Origin of the sequence: Hymenobacter sp. BT188, assembly GCF_014333585.1 — a bacterium.
GTDB lineage: Bacteria > Bacteroidota > Bacteroidia > Cytophagales > Hymenobacteraceae > Hymenobacter.
In genome coordinates, this window is record NZ_JACSCW010000003.1 from 91,642 (window position 1) to 108,935 (window position 17,294).

Below are 17,294 nucleotides of genomic sequence, written 5' to 3' on the forward strand. Positions count from 1 at the left end.
TGCAACCATAGCTCAACCTTGATACTAATTTGTATTCAGAACGTACTTCTTCAACCAAAAAGAGCCACCCAATTTTGGGTGGCTCTTTTTGGTTGAAATGTGAAACGCTTCCTAATTCGTGCCGCCACCTGTAGCACCGCTGCTTGCTGGCACTGCCTGCGTAGCGCTCGGCTGCTGTTGCATGGGGTTTGGCTGCGTGCGCTGCTGCTGCTCAAACAACTCGAAGCGGCTGGGGGCCAATTTGCGCGGATAGGCGTTGTTGCTCAAGTCCGTATCGGCAGTTTGCAGGAATGGGTCCAGCGTAAAGGCTATTACGGGCTTATCCGTAACGAATACTTTCGTCACTTGCTCGTTGTTTCGACGCCAGATTTCGGCCGGAATGTTTACTACTTCCTGCTTGCCATCCTCATAAGTCATTTGCACAACCACAGGCATCACTAAGCCGCCAATATTGCGCAAACCTACTTCGTAGAAGTGAAGTCCTTCGTTCAGACGCTTCTGCTGCTCAGGCTTCAGTTTCTTCACGTATTCTTGGTAGCGTTGCTTGTCGGCCTCCGTCGTGGCGATAGGGTCGTAAGAATTATAGAAGTCCTTAAGGCCGGGCTTCTCATCATCTACCAGCGTGCGCTTGATGTCCTGAAGGTTGCGCTGCTGAGACAAAGTCTTGGGCTCCGCGTTTAGCTCTTGACGCTTGCGGGCATTTTCAATTTCAGGGTTTTTGGAATCGACGGTGTACCACTTCACGCCTTCAATAGCGATATCAGTGCGGTCGTTGGTGTAGAACCAGCCGCGCCAGAACCAGTCGAGGTCAACACCGGATGCGTCTTCCATGGTGCGGAAGAAGTCGGCAGGCGTGGGGTGCTTGTAAGCCCAGCGACGCGCGTATTCTTGAAAAGCATAGTCGAATAGCTCGCGGCCCATGATGGTTTCGCGTAGGATATTCAGGCCGGTTGCGGGCTTGCCGTAAGCGTTGTTGCCGAGCTGCAATACCGATTCCGAGTTGGTCATAATCGGGGTTTGCAGGCTCTTATCCATGCGCATATAATCCACCATTTTGGCGGGCTCACCGCGACGCGAAGGGTAGTTACGCTCCCATTCCTGCTCCGAGAGGTACTGCATAAACGTGTTCAGCCCTTCGTCCATCCACGTCCACTGCCGCTCGTCGGAGTTCACGATCATGGGGAAGAAGTTGTGCCCTACTTCGTGGATAATCACCGAAATCAGGCCGTATTTGGTGTTTGCCGAGTATGTGCCATCCTTCTCAGGACGATAGCCATTGAAAGAAAGCATAGGGTATTCCATGCCGCCAATCGGGCCGTGCACCGAAATAGCTACGGGGTACTGATACGGAATGGTACGCTTGGAATAGGTCTTGAGGGTGTGCGCTACGGCTTCCGTCGAGTATTGGCCCCATAGCGGGTTACCCTCTTTCGGGTAGTACGACATGGCTACAATTGGCTTGCCTTCAATCTTCAGACCCATGGCATCCCAGATAAACTTGCGGGAACTGGCGAAAGCAAAGTCACGCACGTTTTTAGCGGCGAAATTCCAGGTCTTGGTGCCTTTAGCACGGCCTTTCTCGGCTTGCTCAGCCTCCGCCTGGGTCACAATTACAACTGGCTTTTTGGCATCCATAGCTTGGGCCAAACGCTTGCGCTGCGTAGCCGACAGTACTTGGTCAGGATTCTGGAGAGTACCCGTCGCGCCGACCACGTGGTCGGCGGGGGCCGTGATGCTTACTTTGTAGTTACCGAAGGGCAAGGCAAACTCGCCGCTGCCCAGAAACTGCTTGTGCTGCCAGCCGTTTACGTCGTCGTACACGGCCATGCGGGGGTGAAACTGGGCGATTTCGTAGAGGTAGTTTTTATCCTCCGGGAAATACTCGTAGCCCGAACGACCACCAAGCTTAAGCACGTCGTTGATGTTGTAACGAAACGCAATGCTGAACGTGAACGACTGCTTGGGCTGCAAAGGCTGGGGCAGATCCACGCGCATCATGGTGTGGTTAACCACGTGCGGCAGGGCCTTACCACCTTTCTGCTTTACCGACTCAATCTTAAACCCACCATCGAAATCGGCGCGGGCCAAGTAGTCCATGGCTCCAAACGACATGCGCGGCTGCAACTCAGCCGTCTGCGTAGAAGTGGTCATGGAATTTTTATCGTATATATTCTGGTCGAGCTGTACCCACAAATAGGTCAGCACGTCAGGCGAGAGGTTGGTGTAGGTAATATCCTCAGTGCCCGAAATGGCTTGCTTCTCGTCGTCGAGGCGCACCTTAATATCGTAGTCAGCGCGCTGCTGCCAGTACTGGGAGCCCGGTGCGCCCGAAGCCGTCCGAAACGTGTTGGGGGTGGGTAGCTCGGTGCCGAGCTGGGCAAATTTGTCGGTGCCGGAATTGGTGTTCTGGATAGAAGGCGTTTGCGCCATCAGCGGCGCGGCGCTCAGTCCAATGCCACCGACGAGCAAGAGAAGATTTCTCAACATAAAAACAAACAGAAAATCAGGAAGGAGGAAAGCAAATTTAAGGAAATCCACTTAATGAATCCGTAACATATTGTCTGCTAATAATACCGCAGCTCAGGGGCAGATTTGCCCCCCACAATACGCTCTTAGTCAGCGAAGTTCCCTAGCAGGAGAATAAGGGCAATACCGGCCGCGGCGCCACTGACAACCAGCACCCAGTCGCGGCGGACCGCCCGAAACACGCGTAGCACTACAAAGCCCAGCACTAGTATAAGGGCTACAATGAGCAATTGGCCAAGTTCAACGCCAATGTTGAAGGCCAGTAGCTCCAGCACGGGGCGCGTATTCTGCCCAAGTAGCTCGCGCAGATAGCTGGAAAAACCGAGTCCGTGTATCAGCCCGAATATGACCGCCAAGGCATTGGGTAACGTGAGAACAATAGGCTGATTGCGCTTGAAATCGCGCCCAGCTCGACTCATGTTTACAACACAGGTGAGCAGAATGGTAACAGGAATTAAGATTTCAATCAGGCTGGAGCTGTACTGCACGAAACCCAGCGTAGCCAACGCCAGCGTGATACTATGCCCGACGGTGAAGCTTGTAACCAAAGCCACTACCCGTCTCCAGTCACTGAGTACGTAAGGCGCGCACAAGGCCAGCAGAAACACTAAATGGTCGTAGGCCTGCAGGTTAAAGATGTGAAAAAAGCCGAGCTGCAGGTAAGTCGAGAAAACGGACATGCGGCAAAGCTAATATTTATTCTAACTATTGAATTTGGCAGCGGATGCGAAGGAACAGGTGAATATCCGAGAGAATAATGCTGCCGCTGCTACAGGTGAGCGCGCTCGGTAGCTAAATTTTTCGTGACCATAAACGGCCGTGGTAACTTACGCCACTTTACCATCCGCTTTTAGCTTCTTCCATGACAAAACAAATACGTTCGACGGCCCTTGCGGTCGGTTTCTTCCTAACAATGGGTTCAGCGGCCGCCCAAACGACTGTAACCCAGTCGACCATTTCTCCTTCCCAGGCTGATACTGTGCGGGCCGTACGACACCTATTCCAACGCCACCGCACCGGAGGCTGGATTTGGACCGGAATCGGGGGCGCCTTTGCCTTACGTATTGTGTCGGTAGCGGCGAGCAGCGGCGCCACGGATGGCTTCTCCAGTTCACCCAGTGGCACTCTCGTAGGGGTGGCAGTGCTCGGTGGTATTCCCGGAGCTGTAGGAGTTGGCAAGCTGACCCGCTTTAGCAAAGCCAAAGAAGAGCAAACCATATCCCTCTATGAGCAATCCAATACGCTGCCCCCTTATGTAAGGAAGCGGCTGAAGCGAAAGCATTTTGCTCGTTGAACTATTAATTCACAAAAAAACCCTCCGGAGTTATTCTAGGGGGCTTTTTTGTAAGAAGCAAACGTGGCTTTGCTTTCGCTGCCGCATCAGGCGTATCAAAGGTCCGGTTACTGGAAGTTAACCTTTACAATCTCAAAAAATGGCGACGTGGCTGTGTAAGGATAAAGCACGTAAGCGTCGGTGAGGCTGCGGCGCGTGATGGTGGTCGGACCAACGGGACCTGTTGCAAAGCTGCCCGTAGCGCGGGCTGTGGTCCAGTTGTCAGTGCTGTTGATTCGGAATACGGTTTGCTGGCCACCCGATACCACCAGGAGAGTTTCGGGTGTGAGTATTAACAGCCCATCAGCACCGACTAAGCTCTGACTAACGGTCACGCGCGTAAATGCTTCAGGGTTCTTGACAGGTACTTTAAACAAGGCGCCATCATTCGCTTTGGCCACCAACAGATACCCACCGGGATGAAATACAATGCCGTTTAGACCAAAGCCCGTACCACCACTTAGCTGCTGATTTTCCAGAAATACAGAAGCATTGCCTTGCAGGTCTACCTTATAGATAACAGGGGAGAAGCTGTCAGTAATGTAAGCATTGCCATCAAGGTCGATGGCTATATCATTGGCAAAATGCTGTTGCGTGGGTCGCAAGGCTCCCAAATCTACATACCTGGTCAGGGCCCCGCTGTTGAGATTAAAAATAGCCAAGGCAGCCAACCGACGCGTTGTAGCCGGCGTGGAGCGGCTGGTATTGCCTCCTCCATCTGATACGGCTGCGAGCAGGCGCTGGCGACCGGCATCGATATTGAGCCCGATAGTAGAAACTAATCGTGGATCATCCGCAAACGTCCGGTAGCTGCCGTCGTCCTTCACCGCGCCAATGCGTCCTTGTGTGCGAGAGCTAACAAAATAGCGCTGATTGAGCTCGTCGTAGCGTATTCCTTCCGGATGAACACGCGGCTCAGCAACGGTAATTTTAGCGGGCGTAAACGGATTCGGAATAGTGCCGTCTTCCTGCACGCAACCGGGCAGCAAGCTTGTCAGGCCAACAGCTAAGGCAGCCACACGAATAAAGCGAGGCAAAGCAGTTGTTCCTGCCTGCCTGAAAGAGAAGGAGTGAAGCATAGAAAGGGATGGTTAAAGGTCAATAAATCAATAGAATGACTATACGACCTTCAATGCATAACAGACTGACTAGAGCAAGATTATATACACTACTTGGATAAGCGTTACTAAGGCTGCCTATAATAAGCCGCAGACTAATAACCTTTTTCAGCAATAAGCCGCAGACTAATAACCTTTTTCAGCCTGAACATTAGTAGCCCGCTTATGCTTTATCTCATGCCGATAGAGAAATGGATAGTGGCGTGGTCTGCTTAGTGACGGTACTAAGTAGCGGTACTTAAATAAGGGTGGTTGCAATCTGAAACCTAACAAACCAAAGATGAGCCCATTAGTCATAGCAGCCCAGCTTATAATCGCCCTTTCGATCGTCGTGGTGTGGGTATTTCGCTTCGATAATATCGTCACGGAATTCAAGCAATACGGATTGCCCGATCTAGTACGCACCATGGTTGGGGCAGCCAAAATAGCCTTGGCTACTTTGCTGATTGTGGGTATCTGGTATCCTGATGTTGTGGTCGCTTCGGCGTTGGCAATGGCCTTTTTGATGCTCTGCGCGCAGGTGGCTCACATCAAGGTGAGAAATCCCTGGCATAAATATGTGCCGTCGTTTGTGCTGCTGCTGTTGTCACTTTTTGTGGCCGGCGCGTACGCAGGCGTTATCAGCGTTTAGGCCCGATGGAAATCATTGCTATTTGGCTGTCGAGTATCTCCTTCTTCTTTTTTGGAATCAGCTATTTCACCTCCCAATACCTTAAGGACGAATTCAAACGCTACGGTCTGGCTAAGTTTGGTCCCCTAACAGCAACGCTCCAACTCCTAGGCGCAGCAGGCTTGCTAGTCGGCCTGAAAGTCCCGGTAATTTTGTGGCTAGCATCTGGTGGTCTGGCCCTGCTGATGCTGCTGGGATTTGGCGTCAGAATAAAGATTAAAGATGGCTTTTGGCTATCGTTGCCCTCGTTTTTGTTCGCGCTGCTGAATGGGTATATTCTGTATAGCTCACTACCAATAGGCAGGTAAGGATGCAATGATAAGTTGCTGCATTAACCTGTGTAAGGATGCCTAGTATCAGTGTTTTTTTTATTTGATCCGCACAAAAAAGCCCCCCAACATATTGCTGGGGGGCTTTTTTATTCAAACTAACTAAGCTTATACGCCCGGAATTTCCACGTTCACATTATTGAAGTGAATGTGCCCGTCTTCCAGCACAGCTTCCACTACGGCGTCTTTGCTCACGCGGCCCGACAGAATGTCTTTCGACAGCTCATTCAGTACTAGGCGCTGTAATACTCGCTTCAAGGGGCGAGCACCAAACTGCGGATCGAAGCCTTGCTCGCCGAGGAAGTCGAGCACCTCGTCGGTAGCTGCCAGCCGAATGCCGGCTTCTTCCAGACGGTGCTGAATCTGCTTGAACTGGATGTCAACGATGCGGCGTATTTCCTTGCGCTTCAGCGGCTGGAACATCACGATTTCGTCGATGCGGTTTAGGAACTCAGGACGCATGTGCTGGCGCAGGCGCTCGATTACTTCCTCACGAGTGCGGTCCACTACTTCGTCGTGGTTGTACTCGTTCAGCTCTTTGAAATTCTTCTGAATGAGGTCGGCACCCGTGTTGGAGGTCATGATGATGATGGTATTCTTGAAGTTCGCCACCCGGCCTTTGTTGTCGGTGAGGCGACCATCATCCAGCACTTGCAGCAAGATGTTGAACACATCGGCGTGCGCCTTCTCAATCTCATCGAGCAAAATCACGGAGTACGGCTTGCGGCGCACGGCTTCCGTGAGTTGACCACCTTCGTCGTAGCCCACGTAGCCGGGAGGCGCTCCAATCAGGCGCGACACGGCATGGCGCTCCTGGTACTCACTCATATCGATGCGAACCATCGAGTTCTCATCGTTGAACAAGTACTCAGCCAGGGCCTTGGCCAGCTCGGTTTTACCCACGCCGGTGGTGCCCAGGAAGATAAACGAGCCGATAGGCCGCTTTGGGTCCTGCAAGCCCGCCCGCGAACGGCGCACGGCATCGGAAATAGCCGCAATAGCCTCGCTCTGACCGGCCACGCGCTTACCCAGCTCCTGCTCCAGATTCAGCAGCTTCTCGCGGTCCGATTGCAGCATCTTGCTCACTGGAATACCGGTCCACTTGGCTACTACTTCGGCAATGTCTTCGTGGGTCACCACTTCCTGGAGCATGGAACCGCCGTCTTTGTTGGCGTTGGCTTCATCCTGCAAGGTTTTGAGCTTGGCTTCGGCTTCCTGAATCTTGCCGTAGCGCAACTCTGCCACCCGGCCGTAGTCGCCTTGGCGCTCGGCTTGCTCGGCTTCTACCTTGAAGCGCTCAATGGCTTCCTTCTGCTCCTGAATGTTGGTGAGCACCGATTTCTCGTTTTCCCACTGCGCTTTCAAGGAGTCACGTTTGGCGGTCAGCTCGCTCAGTTCTTTGTTGAGCACGTTTTCCCGGTCGACGTTTTCTTCCCGACGAATGGCCTCGCGCTCAATTTCGAGCTGCATAATCCGGCGCTGCACTTCGTCCAGCTCCACGGGCATAGAGTTCAGCTCGATGCGCAGCTTGGCGGCCGCTTCGTCCATCAGGTCGATGGCTTTGTCGGGCAGGAAACGGTCGGTGATGTAGCGGCTGCTCAGCTCCACGGCGGCAATGACGGCATCGTCGGTGATGCGCACGCCGTGGTGCAGCTCATACTTCTCCTTGATACCGCGCATGATGCTGATGGCGTCCTCAATGCTCGGCTCATCTACCATCACCGCCTGGAAACGACGCTCCAGGGCCTTATCCTTCTCAATATATTTCTGGTATTCCTTGAGCGTAGTAGCGCCAATGGAATGCAACTCACCGCGCGCCAAAGCCGGCTTGAGCAGATTGGCCGCGTCCATGGCCCCCTCGCCGCCCGCCCCGGCCCCAATTAGCGTGTGCATCTCGTCGATGAACAGGATGATCTGGCCTTCGGAGTCGGTTACTTCTTTGATGACGGACTTGAGGCGCTCCTCAAACTCGCCCTTGTATTTGGCCCCCGCAATGAGCAAGCCCATGTCCAAGGACATGATGATCTTGTCTTTGAGGTTTTCGGGCACGTCGCCGGCCACGATGCGCTGGGCCAGGCCCTCCACAATGGCGGTTTTGCCCACGCCGGGCTCACCCAGCAACACCGGGTTGTTCTTGGTGCGGCGCGACAGAATCTGGAGCACCCGCCGGATTTCCTCATCGCGGCCAATTACCGGGTCCATCTTGCCGGTGCGCACCTGCTCGTTGAGGTTGCGGGAGTAGCGGTTGAGGCTCTGATACTGGTCCTCGGCGGTCTGGCTGGTTACTTTGCGGCCCCCGCGCAGCTCCTTGATAGCAGCCTTCAGGTCTTTCTCAGCAAAGCCGGCATCCTTCATCAGGGTAGCTACGGCGTCTTTGCCCCCCAGCAGCCCCAGCAGCAGGTGCTCCACCGACACATACTCATCCTCAAACTCCTTGAGGAAGCCGGTAGCCCGCTGCAAGGCCGCGTTGGCGTCATTCGATAAATAAGGCGAACCGCCACTTACTTTCGGATAAGCAGCTACAATAGCGTCGAGGCGAGGCATGAGGATATTCAGGTTCACCCCCAGCTTTTTAGCCAGAAATGACAGTACGTTCTCGTCGCTCTGGAAGAGGCCCTTCAGCAGGTGGCCCGTCTCGATGGCCTGCTGCTGATTGCCCCCGGCAATTTCAGTGGCCTTCTGCACGGCCTCCTGTGCCTTAATCGTATAATTATTAAAGTTCATGGCTGCTAGGTCTTTAGGTAGGCTTCGGGTTAGGAAGTTCTACGAGAGGCGTAGCAAACGAGGTGCAGAAGAGCTTTTACTGACTTTTTGACTGGGATTTAGAATGTAGAGCGGAACATAATATCGTCGAAACAGGCTGCGGTTACGATAGCAAGCTCGATTTGTTTTATAGTGAGCGAGCGAATATTTTCAGTTCTTTGATGAAGCGGAATTGCTGGATCAGCACTACTTCGAATTTGATTTAAAATATCTGAATTAAGATTTTTGCAATACTTGTACCCCTCCATTTTTCGATGAATTTTTACAGTCTCTTCTTTGTAATCACCATCATAGGTTCCTCTGTCTCCAAATCTTCCTGGGTCTCTATCATTATATTCCTCAGTGTAATCTTCTACTAATTTTTCTAAATAATTAGCTATTGATACGCTATGGCGTTCATATATGAGTTGTAGTAAACTTGCTAAATGTGCCTTGTTTTTTGACATCTCATCACTTATAATAAAGTTGCAAGCGTCCTTCAAAACCTGTGGTATATGATCCATGTAACTAATCTTTAATATTTCTACTAATCAAATTTTGGCCAATCTTGAGGGTTGTCCCAATGCACTAAGGAATCAGTATTTACTGCGCTTTGTAGAAATTGCAAACCCTCGTCTGTTAATTTGCCGACAGGCTTACTAGATATTTGATTATGTTTTTTAATTAAAAAAAGTCTTACAAGGTTAGATCTTTCATAACTCACTTTGTATTCTGTGCTTTCTTCATTATCTAAGCAAGAAGCAAAATGGGTATTTTTCATAGCTATATTTTGCGGATACTTACTAGAATTTTTAGTGTGTGTAATCATACACCTAATAAAAGTTTCTGAATCTATATTTTTTATAAATACAAAAGGGTGCTTTGAGTATTTTGATTTGAATCTATATATAAAGCCTTCTTCCATACTTAATTGTAGAATTAGAAACTGAGACAGAATGACAGTATTTCATCTAATCCCTCGACTAGCGTGAGCTTCTAGCTCGTGACTGGTCAAGATGTGGAAGTTGTACCTCCACTGGCGCAAAGCGACAAGCTACGCAAGAACAAGTCCGGCTGCAAGCAGCGAGAACGGTAAGAGGCGCAACCTCCCGGCAAAGAATGTCACGAGTTACGCTACGCTAAACTCGCGCCAGCAGAACCAGTTTCTGCAAGCACCTTCAGCCGCAGGTGTGACGGGTGCTGGGGGGCTTTTTATCTTGCAGGGAACAACCAGAATGCATGGGCTACTACACCGACGCGCCAGAGGATAATCTACTCGTCCTTACCGACAAGCAGTGGCTGAATGAGGAAGAAGCACGCGGTGTTGTGCGGGCCGAAGCGTTTCTTCTGGATCTGGAGCTGCCCCAACTAGTGCAAGTTTAGAACTCGTGACTATCAATGCGGTGGATGCTGTATCTCCACTCTCGCGCAGTGGCAAGCTACATCAGAACAGAAGCCCGTCCCAAATACCGGGGGCCTAGTCTCCATACCATTCAGATACGAATTACGTTGTGCTCAACTCGCACCAGTTAAAAAGTAACTTCTGTTTAGCTCAGCGGCGGCCGCAGCGGGGGCATGGCTGGCAGCACTCGAAACGGCCCTGGCACTTGGCAATACCTCTGTATCGAGCAAGCCCCAACGAAAGAGCTCCGGCAATTGCCGGAGCTCTTTCGTTGGGGCTTGCAGCAACCAGCTGGCGGTTGGGTGGCCAAAGCCGGCTTGAGCGGGTTTACTACAGCTGGATGCCTTGGGCCTGCATCTGTTTTTCGGCCGCGTTTTGGTTGGCCAGGTATTGGGCGTGCTGCTCGGGCGTGCGCTGGGTACCTAGGCTGGCCAGGTGCTGCTGTAGCTCGGCGGCGGGCATGTCGGCCCCGTACGAGGGGGTGCCCGGCTGCTGGCGCCACGACTCGTGCAGGCTGCCAGCGTCCACGGCGTCGAAGCCCAGCTCGTCGACCAGCGCCATTACCTTTTGCTTGGCGGCGGCATCGTCGCCGGCTACGGGCAGCGCGATGCGGCCGGGCGTGCCAGCGGGCTGGCCCTTGTTTTCGAGGTGGTCGGCGTAGATGTTGTTGAACACTTTCACGACGGGCCGACCCAGGTGCTGCTGCACCCACTCGCTCTCGGTCAGGTCGCCGCTTTCCAACTCGGGCATCTGGCCATCACGCAGCATGGGGTAGTAGTTGCTGGTGTCAATTACTGGCACGTCGGCGGGCACGCCCTCAAACAAGTCTTTGGGCAGGTCGGGAATGTTTTTCAGCGGAATGGTCACCACAATGATTTCGCCGTGGCGGGCAGCTTCGCGGGCCGTAACGGGGGTAGCACCGGTTTTTTGGGCTACGTCGGTTAGCGTTTCGGGGCCGCGGGAGTTGGCAATGTAAACCGAGTGGCCGAGGCTGGTGAGCCGTACGGCTAGGGCGCTGCCGATATGGCCGGCGCCGATGATTCCAATGTTCATAAGCAGAATTAGTATGTGGGCCGCTTATTGATTAAAACGACGCATTCTAAGACAACCTGCCTGGCAGGATTGTTTTGCTGGGGGGCTTTTCCGGCATGAGCTAGCTGCGTGGGGCATGGCTTCCCGGATGGAGCTGAGAAGATCCTGTTTCGCTCAGCAACTCTCGTGCGAGCCAGTACTAGGCGTGGCGCCTACCCATTGTTCCTACTGTCTACCCAGTTCAGTCAAGCTGGTCAGCTTACTACCAATGCTAAGCCCCAGCCCGCTGCTCATGCAGCTCGCTGGGGCTTTTTCACGGAACTCGTATAGGAGCAAAGATGATAGAATAGCGCAGGTACTATCCCTTTTTACTGGGCCGACTGCTTTTCACTCCTGTCTTACTGAGCAGAACGATACACTAGGTTATCAAGCGAAATGCGGTATTGCTTTGGGCTGTCATCATAACTAATAGTGTAGTGCGTAGGATAATAGCCTGCCCGCTCAACGAAAGCGGGCTGCCGGATTTCAATGGTCTCGCTACCCAGCGTCTGCAAGTAGGCGAGCGTAAACATGGGCTCCAGGAAAGTAATGTGCCCTTGGTAGCTGCCGTAAATGAAGGTTCTGGAAAACTTGCCGCCGGTAAATTCTGGCGCCCTCAGGTCCACGGAGTGCGCGCCCATGTTGGGTACCAGTCCGGGCCCCATCTGGTAGTCTTCCGGCAGATATCCCGGCGCTGGAAACACGTCGAAAACTGGCCCTTTATCCGTCACCGGCGCCAGAAAAGGAATACTGGCCTGCAAGGCCTGGGTTATCATGTAAAAATGCAGGTCGAAGTGGGGCAGGGTATAAATGCCGTCAGGCTCGTGTCCCTCTGGGTTCCAGCCGAAATCAATGTGGTCGAAGGGCGGTACGGCCACTTGATGAGGCAGTTGGAGCGTGTATTCAGTGGGATGGTCGCCTTGCGTCATCACCGATTTAGCCGACACGTCTATTCCTAAAGCAATGGGCTTTCTATCGGCATTTACTGTTACCCATGCTCTTGCCACTCCCCGGCCCATGGGCACGGCAGGGCCGTAGTAGGTTTTATCGGATTTGGCTAAGCTTTCGGTACGGGTACTGAGGCGGGGTGTAACTTCCTCTGGCTGGGAACAGGCAGGAACAATAAAGGCAACGCTGGCCAGCAGCAGCCCCCGGGTAATTAAGCTAGTTACAAAGTGAAGTTGCTTCATGGTTTGGTCTGTTATGCAGATAAAGATGAACTTCTATGTGCTTGCCACCACTGGCTTCCTTTTCAAGTCCTCTGCCTTAGCTGCGCAGGAGAAAAGACTGACCGCCATCAGTAGGCGTCTCATTGGGATGAAACCAACCAGGGGATGAAACCAACCAGGCATGGCGTGGCCCTGCTGCCCTACGCACGGAGGGCGGTTAAAGCTTTAGTCAGGAAGATGCTAGTGCCGCTGGTGCCCATCTGTGGCAACCACACACGAGAACAGAAAGTAGGTTCTGCTGCGATACCGGTAGCGCAGCAGCAAACACCGCCCTTTGCAAGAGGACAGTACCAAAGCTCATAGAATAAGCTCAACTACAATACCTAGGATAAGACCGATAACAATTATTATTTCTATCTAATGTACTATACTTTAACAAAATAGCAATAGTTTTAAGCAAATTATTTATTGCTGCTTTATGCTGCGCTAAACGCATGCTAAAGAGAGAAGGAAAGTTGCGCGTAGTGTACTTTAAGCACCCGTCAGCCGCCGTACGGCGGCTGACGGGTGCTTTAGGTGGGTTATCCTACAGCTTCTTTTTTCTTGCCAAATACTTTCTTACCTAGATGCACTATTTTTTCAACCACAAAACCAATCATTAGCCCGCCAATAGCACAGGACAGCGCCTTGGCAAGCCAGGCCACAATCGGCATATGAGCTAACGCCTCTTCCAGATCGTGCAGTAAATGAGCGGTAAATGGAATGCCGTGGGCGATGATTTCGGCCCCTACCCACAGCATGGCGGCAGTGCCCACATAGCTTAAGATACTCAGGAAGTGCGGCATAAACTTCACGATACCGCGCCCGAATTTTTGCGTAGTGGGGTGGAATTTATCTTGGGCCAGATGCACCCCTATATCGTCGGCTTTCACGATTAAGCCCACAAAGCCATATACCGCTATGGTGATGAAAACAGCTACGGCGGCCATTACGGCAATCTGGTTTACTACCGGCTGGTCGGTTACCTGGCTATAAGCAATGGCCATGATTTCAGCCGACAGGATAATATCGGTGCGCACGGCGCCGGCCACCCGTTCCTGTTCCAACTCCTCCGGCGTAATCTGTTTTAGCTGCTCGCTCTCAGCGGGCACGTCGGGGTGCTTGCTAAACATGGAGTGCACCTTCTCATACCCTTCGAAGCACAAATAAGCCCCCCCCAACATCAAGATGGGCGTGATGGCCCAAGGAGCGAAATATCCCAGCAGCAAGGCCGCCGGACTCAGAATCAATAACTTATTGATCAGTGACTTTTTCGCTATCCGAAAGATAATTGAAAGCTCACGGGATGGGTCGAGGCCCACGACGTACTTGGGTGTAACCGCCGTATCGTCGATGACAATGCCTGAAACTTTGCCGGTGGTTTTGGCTACCTGGGCAGGCACGTCATCTAAACTAGCCGCGCTCACCTTTACCAAAGCGGAAATATCATCCAGTAGCGCAAAAAAACCTGAGGCCATATTCTATGTGTTCGTTCCTTAATTCTCGTTTTTAGAGGGGTATGCGTTTCTGCGCTGCCCAGCTTGCCGGCAAGTTATAGCGATTTCGCCAACGGTGCACGACTGGGTTCTACTACGGTAATACTGTGCTTTCAACTGGCGCGAGCGTGTAGCGCATGACCAGCTGTGTAGCAAGCAGCAACGCCCCGCAACCTGTGAGGTTAGGGGCGTTGCTTGTTTCTAGGTAAATATGAGTTGTTAATACTTATTCATCTATCAATTCTGAGCACGTAATTTCATAACGTATAAAATCATCAGTCATAACATAGCCAGGCTATTATTGGGCGTAGCTTGCTGTCTTACACCACTATGCTACCTGTCGGTTTTGATTCGAGCTAGTGGCGCTGGCGCGGAGAAACAGCCAACCCGAAACGGCCCAAATTGCGGCAAACATTCCATTAGCGGCTAGAACAGTCGCTAGGTGTACCTGGGGCTCGGCGGTGTCAGGGGAGGGCGGCCAAACGAATAGCGCCAGTAGGGTGACCACCACATACGTCAGCGAGGCCGCAAACATTGCGTTGGACATGCCCCGTGGCTGGAAGCGCGCAACCATAGCCCCGATGATGGCGACGGCCAGCACCGCGCCAAACAACAGGTTAACGGGGTTATCTTCGCTCCCGACGAGCCCCACCACCAACTGCGCCCACACGAGTAGGAGCCCGGCTGCCACCGCCAAGCCGGCGGCTAGTCGATACGTAGTGTTGTCCCCCATCCGCGCAATCAGGACAAACGTGAGGCCCGCGCCAAACAGCAGGATGCCAGCGGCAACAAAATCCTCTGCGGTCCAGAGCATATTAGCCATCGTCAGCTTAGCCGTTAAGGGAATGAGCAGCAGGAGCCCGGTAACCAGCGCAACAAGAGAAATACTTTTTGTGAGAGTCATGAGAGTAAGAATTTGAGTTCGAGGGTGAAGAAAAACGCTGTTGTTGTCGGTGAATATTCTTTGCTGACGTAAGGGCAGCTACTATTTCTGCTGTTCCTGAAGCGCCTTGCGAAACGCTACCTCCGCTTTGCCGATGTCTTCGAGATAGCCCGCTCGGTCGAGAAACGGGGCTACTGAATCTTGGGCGTTTGCGCGTTCCCCTAATTTGCGCTTCAAGCTAAAAGCCCGTGCATGAGGAGTAAGGTAGATGTCAGCAGGCAGGCTCCGTAGTGTTTTGAAGGTGTGCTCAAAATCCTGCTTAGTAACTGAATCGTAGTTCCAATCAAACAGCGACGCGGGCATGGGCAGTGTTAAGCCGCCTACGTTGACTGCCAGTAGCTCCCGGTTGCCGTCGCGGACTGGGAACGACCAGGTAGTGCAGCCAGGCGTGTGGCCGGGCGTGAGATGGGCCGTGAGCTGGATAGGTCCGAGCTGAACTTGCGCGCCATCCTGAAACCGGTGGTCGACACGGGGCACGGGAAAGTCGATGAGACCCAGGTACACGAGCAAATTCACCGGAACCATGTTCCGGTCGCTGGCGCCACCCGACGCTACAATGTCGGCATCTGCCTCGCTCACCCACAATTTGGCCCCCGATGCTTGTTGCAGGGCTGCCAGGCCGCCTGCGTGGTCCAAGTGAGCGTGGGAGTTGAGCAGGATTTTTACATCCTTGATGGCAAAGCCGAGCGTGGCAATGCTCTTGAGAATCATCGGGACGGTGCCGGGGTAGCCGCCATCAATCAATACGTGGCCTTTGGGCCCGGTAAGCAGAAAGGAAGTAACATCCCGGGTACCCACATAATAGAGGTTGCCGGCAATGCGGAACGGTGCCAGTGGCAACTGCCCGCCGTTATCAGATGCCTCCTTCCACTTGGTAAACAGAAACACCATCACCGCAACCATAAAGGCACCAACTACTGTCAGGATTTGGCGCTTACGGCTCTTTCCTTGCGTACCTTTTTGGGCGGTAATCATGGAAGGAAAGCTGCGGATTTCTGGTAGGCGTTTGATACTCGTTAAAGGTGTTTCAAAAGTACTTTGTTTTTCAAAGTATGCAAGCAAATACTAAAAAAAATCTCCTTCGCTTATTGACTGGGCTGAATGCTCGCCCTACTTCATAGCCCGTACTACATAGCATTTTGCTGCGATTACCGCCGGTCAAGATGTATGTTTGGGCTTTCATACTCCTCCGTAGTCCACCCGCAACCATGCGCACAATTACCAGCTTAGCCGAATTAGAAAGCCTCGTAGGGCAGGAAATGGGCGTGTCAGCCTACCACACCGTCACGCAGGAGCAGATCAACCAGTTTGCCGCCGCCACCCTCGATCATCAGTGGATCCATGTAGACCCCGAGCGGGCGCTGGCCGAGTCGCCGTTCAAGGCTACCATTGCCCACGGCTACCTCACCGTAGCGCTGCTGCCGTATTTGTGGCAGCAGATTGTAGCTATCGAGAATCTTAAGATGCAGGTCAACTACGAAATTGAGCAGCTGCGCTTCAACCAGGCCGTGATCGTCAATAGCCAGGTGCGCCTGCGTGCTACGCTGCTTTCGGTGGCAAATCTGCGCGGCATTGCCAAAGCCCGTCTGCAGGTGACGCTGGAAATTATGGATTCCAAAAAGCCTGCGTACACCGGGGTTATTACTTTCCTGTATCATTTTCAGGAGCAGTAAAACAGCTGAGAAATCGTTGCTGAAAAGGCTGATAGGGCAGAAAAAAGCCCTCCACGCATGTGTTGTGAGGCAAGAATAGTCATGCCTTGATTAAAGCGTCAACAGAGACAGACGCCAGCCAATCGGGCAGCATCAGCCAATGCCAAGAATTTACTATATTTAAGTAGGCTCCCGCGTTTCACTTTCCGTGTTTTCACCCTGCATCTATGATGACTACTGACACATTATTAGGACCCCTGAAAAATGCTGAGCGCCACGAAATTGGTGGCGTGCAGGTGGATGTAGTACGTACCGGCAATTCGCGCGTGAAGCGGCTGGTGTACCCGGTCGGCTTTCGGTGGTCGAAGGACGTGAAGCCGGTGATTGGAACGGAGCTGTGCGAGCATGCTCACGTGGGCTTTCTGGCCGCGGGCCGCTTGGCTATTCAGTACAGAGATGGGGAAATAGAAGAATATATTGCCCCCCAGGTGGTAGCCATAGCGCCGGGCCACGATGGGTGGGTAGTAGGCGAGGAGCCCGCGATACTTATTCAGTTCGATTTTGAGGGCGAGACAGTGGAGCGCATGGGCCTGAAACGGGGCTAGCAAAAGCCGCCGATTCGGGAGTAGCAAGGCACTGGCCGAAGCGCGGCGGGTGCAGCAATTGATGAGTCTGCCATAAGCGCGAACCGCGCGATTGTTCCTGCTCTAGAAGGAGCTGTTGCGAGCACCTTTAGAGCCAACAATAGCGGGGCACAGCAGACGACGTATTTCGGTAGAACAGCACTATCCAACGGTAGCTAAG

At 52.8% G+C, this 17,294-nt stretch carries 17 protein-coding genes; 6 read left to right on the plus strand and 11 right to left on the minus strand.

Annotated elements, in window-relative coordinates; genetic code table 11:
* Window positions 1-111: 111 nt before the first annotated feature.
* Both H8B13_RS08565 and H8B13_RS08570 read right to left on the minus strand, forming a co-directional pair.
* Window positions 112-2,487, minus strand: a complete 2,376-nt coding sequence (locus H8B13_RS08565; RefSeq protein ID WP_187310399.1) for a M1 family metallopeptidase — start codon at window positions 2,485-2,487, stop codon at window positions 112-114.
* Between the two features lie 125 nt (window positions 2,488-2,612).
* Entirely contained in the window at window positions 2,613-3,206 is a 594-nt protein-coding gene (locus tag H8B13_RS08570) for a HupE/UreJ family protein (RefSeq protein WP_187310400.1), read from the minus strand.
* 182 nt (window positions 3,207-3,388) lie between these two features.
* Between H8B13_RS08570 and H8B13_RS08575 the strand changes: the two genes are divergently transcribed.
* Window positions 3,389-3,820 carry a hypothetical protein gene (locus tag H8B13_RS08575; protein ID WP_187310401.1) on the plus strand — a complete coding sequence of 144 codons (432 nt, stop codon included), beginning with the start codon at window positions 3,389-3,391 and terminating at the stop codon, window positions 3,818-3,820.
* Between the two features lie 107 nt (window positions 3,821-3,927).
* Here H8B13_RS08575 and H8B13_RS08580 read toward each other — a convergent pair whose 3' ends face one another.
* A complete protein-coding gene (locus tag H8B13_RS08580) occupies window positions 3,928-4,938 on the minus strand; it encodes an SMP-30/gluconolactonase/LRE family protein (RefSeq protein WP_187310402.1) in 1,011 nt (336 codons plus the stop codon).
* 319 nt (window positions 4,939-5,257) lie between these two features.
* Between H8B13_RS08580 and H8B13_RS08585 the strand changes: the two genes are divergently transcribed.
* Together H8B13_RS08585 and H8B13_RS08590 are read left to right on the plus strand one after the other, a co-directional pair.
* A complete protein-coding gene (locus H8B13_RS08585; RefSeq protein ID WP_187310403.1) occupies window positions 5,258-5,608 on the plus strand; it encodes a DoxX family protein in 351 nt (116 codons plus the stop codon).
* Window positions 5,609-5,613: 5 nt separating this feature from the next.
* Entirely contained in the window at window positions 5,614-5,955 is a 342-nt protein-coding gene (locus H8B13_RS08590; RefSeq protein WP_187310404.1) for a DoxX family protein, read from the plus strand.
* Between the two features lie 129 nt (window positions 5,956-6,084).
* On the opposite strand, the gene clpB is transcribed toward H8B13_RS08590, so the two are convergent.
* The 3 genes from clpB to H8B13_RS08605 form a co-directional block, all read right to left on the minus strand.
* A complete protein-coding gene (gene clpB / locus H8B13_RS08595) occupies window positions 6,085-8,700 on the minus strand; it encodes an ATP-dependent chaperone ClpB (RefSeq protein ID WP_187310405.1) in 2,616 nt (871 codons plus the stop codon).
* Between the two features lie 98 nt (window positions 8,701-8,798).
* The gene (locus H8B13_RS08600) at window positions 8,799-9,242 is read right to left on the minus strand and encodes a hypothetical protein (RefSeq protein WP_187310406.1); all 444 of its coding nucleotides are present in this window, start codon (window positions 9,240-9,242) and stop codon (window positions 8,799-8,801) included.
* A gap of 23 nt (window positions 9,243-9,265) precedes the next feature.
* Window positions 9,266-9,643 carry a hypothetical protein gene (locus tag H8B13_RS08605; protein WP_187310407.1) on the minus strand — a complete coding sequence of 126 codons (378 nt, stop codon included), beginning with the start codon at window positions 9,641-9,643 and terminating at the stop codon, window positions 9,266-9,268.
* Between the two features lie 314 nt (window positions 9,644-9,957).
* Here H8B13_RS08605 and H8B13_RS08610 point away from each other — a divergent pair, with 314 nt between their 5' ends.
* Window positions 9,958-10,101 carry a hypothetical protein gene (locus tag H8B13_RS08610; protein WP_187310408.1) on the plus strand — a complete coding sequence of 48 codons (144 nt, stop codon included), beginning with the start codon at window positions 9,958-9,960 and terminating at the stop codon, window positions 10,099-10,101.
* 349 nt (window positions 10,102-10,450) lie between these two features.
* On the opposite strand, the gene H8B13_RS08615 is transcribed toward H8B13_RS08610, so the two are convergent.
* The 5 genes from H8B13_RS08615 to bla form a co-directional block, all read right to left on the minus strand.
* Complete coding sequence (locus tag H8B13_RS08615; protein WP_187310409.1) at window positions 10,451-11,173, minus strand: NADPH-dependent F420 reductase; 723 nt, start codon at window positions 11,171-11,173, stop codon at window positions 10,451-10,453.
* A gap of 377 nt (window positions 11,174-11,550) precedes the next feature.
* Window positions 11,551-12,381, minus strand: coding sequence for a hypothetical protein (locus tag H8B13_RS08620; protein ID WP_187310410.1), 831 nt, complete (start codon window positions 12,379-12,381; stop codon window positions 11,551-11,553).
* 560 nt (window positions 12,382-12,941) lie between these two features.
* A complete protein-coding gene (locus H8B13_RS08625) occupies window positions 12,942-13,877 on the minus strand; it encodes a DUF808 domain-containing protein (RefSeq protein ID WP_187310411.1) in 936 nt (311 codons plus the stop codon).
* Window positions 13,878-14,223: 346 nt separating this feature from the next.
* Entirely contained in the window at window positions 14,224-14,799 is a 576-nt protein-coding gene (locus tag H8B13_RS08630) for a hypothetical protein (RefSeq protein WP_187310412.1), read from the minus strand.
* Window positions 14,800-14,880: 81 nt separating this feature from the next.
* Entirely contained in the window at window positions 14,881-15,813 is a 933-nt protein-coding gene (gene bla, locus H8B13_RS08635) for a subclass B3 metallo-beta-lactamase (protein WP_187310413.1), read from the minus strand.
* Window positions 15,814-16,046: 233 nt separating this feature from the next.
* Here bla and H8B13_RS08640 point away from each other — a divergent pair, with 233 nt between their 5' ends.
* A complete protein-coding gene (locus H8B13_RS08640; RefSeq protein ID WP_187310414.1) occupies window positions 16,047-16,511 on the plus strand; it encodes a MaoC family dehydratase in 465 nt (154 codons plus the stop codon).
* Window positions 16,512-16,717: 206 nt separating this feature from the next.
* Entirely contained in the window at window positions 16,718-17,095 is a 378-nt protein-coding gene (locus H8B13_RS08645) for a hypothetical protein (RefSeq protein ID WP_222841382.1), read from the plus strand.
* Window positions 17,096-17,294: the final 199 nt, after the last annotated feature.

Bases quoted from the DNA above. Each gene is read 5' to 3' on its own strand.
- H8B13_RS08565 (WP_187310399.1), bottom strand. From the start codon at position 2,487: ATGTTGAGAAATCTTCTCTTGCTCGTCGGTGGCATTGGACTGAGCGCC.
- H8B13_RS08585 (WP_187310403.1), top strand. From the start codon at position 5,258: ATGAGCCCATTAGTCATAGCAGCCCAGCTTATAATCGCCCTTTCGATC.
- H8B13_RS08645 (WP_222841382.1), top strand. From the start codon at position 16,718: ATGATGACTACTGACACATTATTAGGACCCCTGAAAAATGCTGAGCGC.
- H8B13_RS08625 (WP_187310411.1), bottom strand. From the start codon at position 13,877: ATGGCCTCAGGTTTTTTTGCGCTACTGGATGATATTTCCGCTTTGGTA.
- H8B13_RS08580 (WP_187310402.1), bottom strand. From the start codon at position 4,938: ATGCTTCACTCCTTCTCTTTCAGGCAGGCAGGAACAACTGCTTTGCCT.
- H8B13_RS08620 (WP_187310410.1), bottom strand. From the start codon at position 12,381: ATGAAGCAACTTCACTTTGTAACTAGCTTAATTACCCGGGGGCTGCTG.
- bla (WP_187310413.1), bottom strand. From the start codon at position 15,813: ATGATTACCGCCCAAAAAGGTACGCAAGGAAAGAGCCGTAAGCGCCAA.
- H8B13_RS08610 (WP_187310408.1), top strand. From the start codon at position 9,958: ATGGGCTACTACACCGACGCGCCAGAGGATAATCTACTCGTCCTTACC.
- H8B13_RS08605 (WP_187310407.1), bottom strand. From the start codon at position 9,643: ATGGAAGAAGGCTTTATATATAGATTCAAATCAAAATACTCAAAGCAC.
- H8B13_RS08640 (WP_187310414.1), top strand. From the start codon at position 16,047: ATGCGCACAATTACCAGCTTAGCCGAATTAGAAAGCCTCGTAGGGCAG.
- H8B13_RS08570 (WP_187310400.1), bottom strand. From the start codon at position 3,206: ATGTCCGTTTTCTCGACTTACCTGCAGCTCGGCTTTTTTCACATCTTT.
- H8B13_RS08630 (WP_187310412.1), bottom strand. From the start codon at position 14,799: ATGACTCTCACAAAAAGTATTTCTCTTGTTGCGCTGGTTACCGGGCTC.
- H8B13_RS08590 (WP_187310404.1), top strand. From the start codon at position 5,614: ATGGAAATCATTGCTATTTGGCTGTCGAGTATCTCCTTCTTCTTTTTT.
- H8B13_RS08575 (WP_187310401.1), top strand. From the start codon at position 3,389: ATGACAAAACAAATACGTTCGACGGCCCTTGCGGTCGGTTTCTTCCTA.
- clpB (WP_187310405.1), bottom strand. From the start codon at position 8,700: ATGAACTTTAATAATTATACGATTAAGGCACAGGAGGCCGTGCAGAAG.
- H8B13_RS08600 (WP_187310406.1), bottom strand. From the start codon at position 9,242: ATGGATCATATACCACAGGTTTTGAAGGACGCTTGCAACTTTATTATA.
- H8B13_RS08615 (WP_187310409.1), bottom strand. From the start codon at position 11,173: ATGAACATTGGAATCATCGGCGCCGGCCATATCGGCAGCGCCCTAGCC.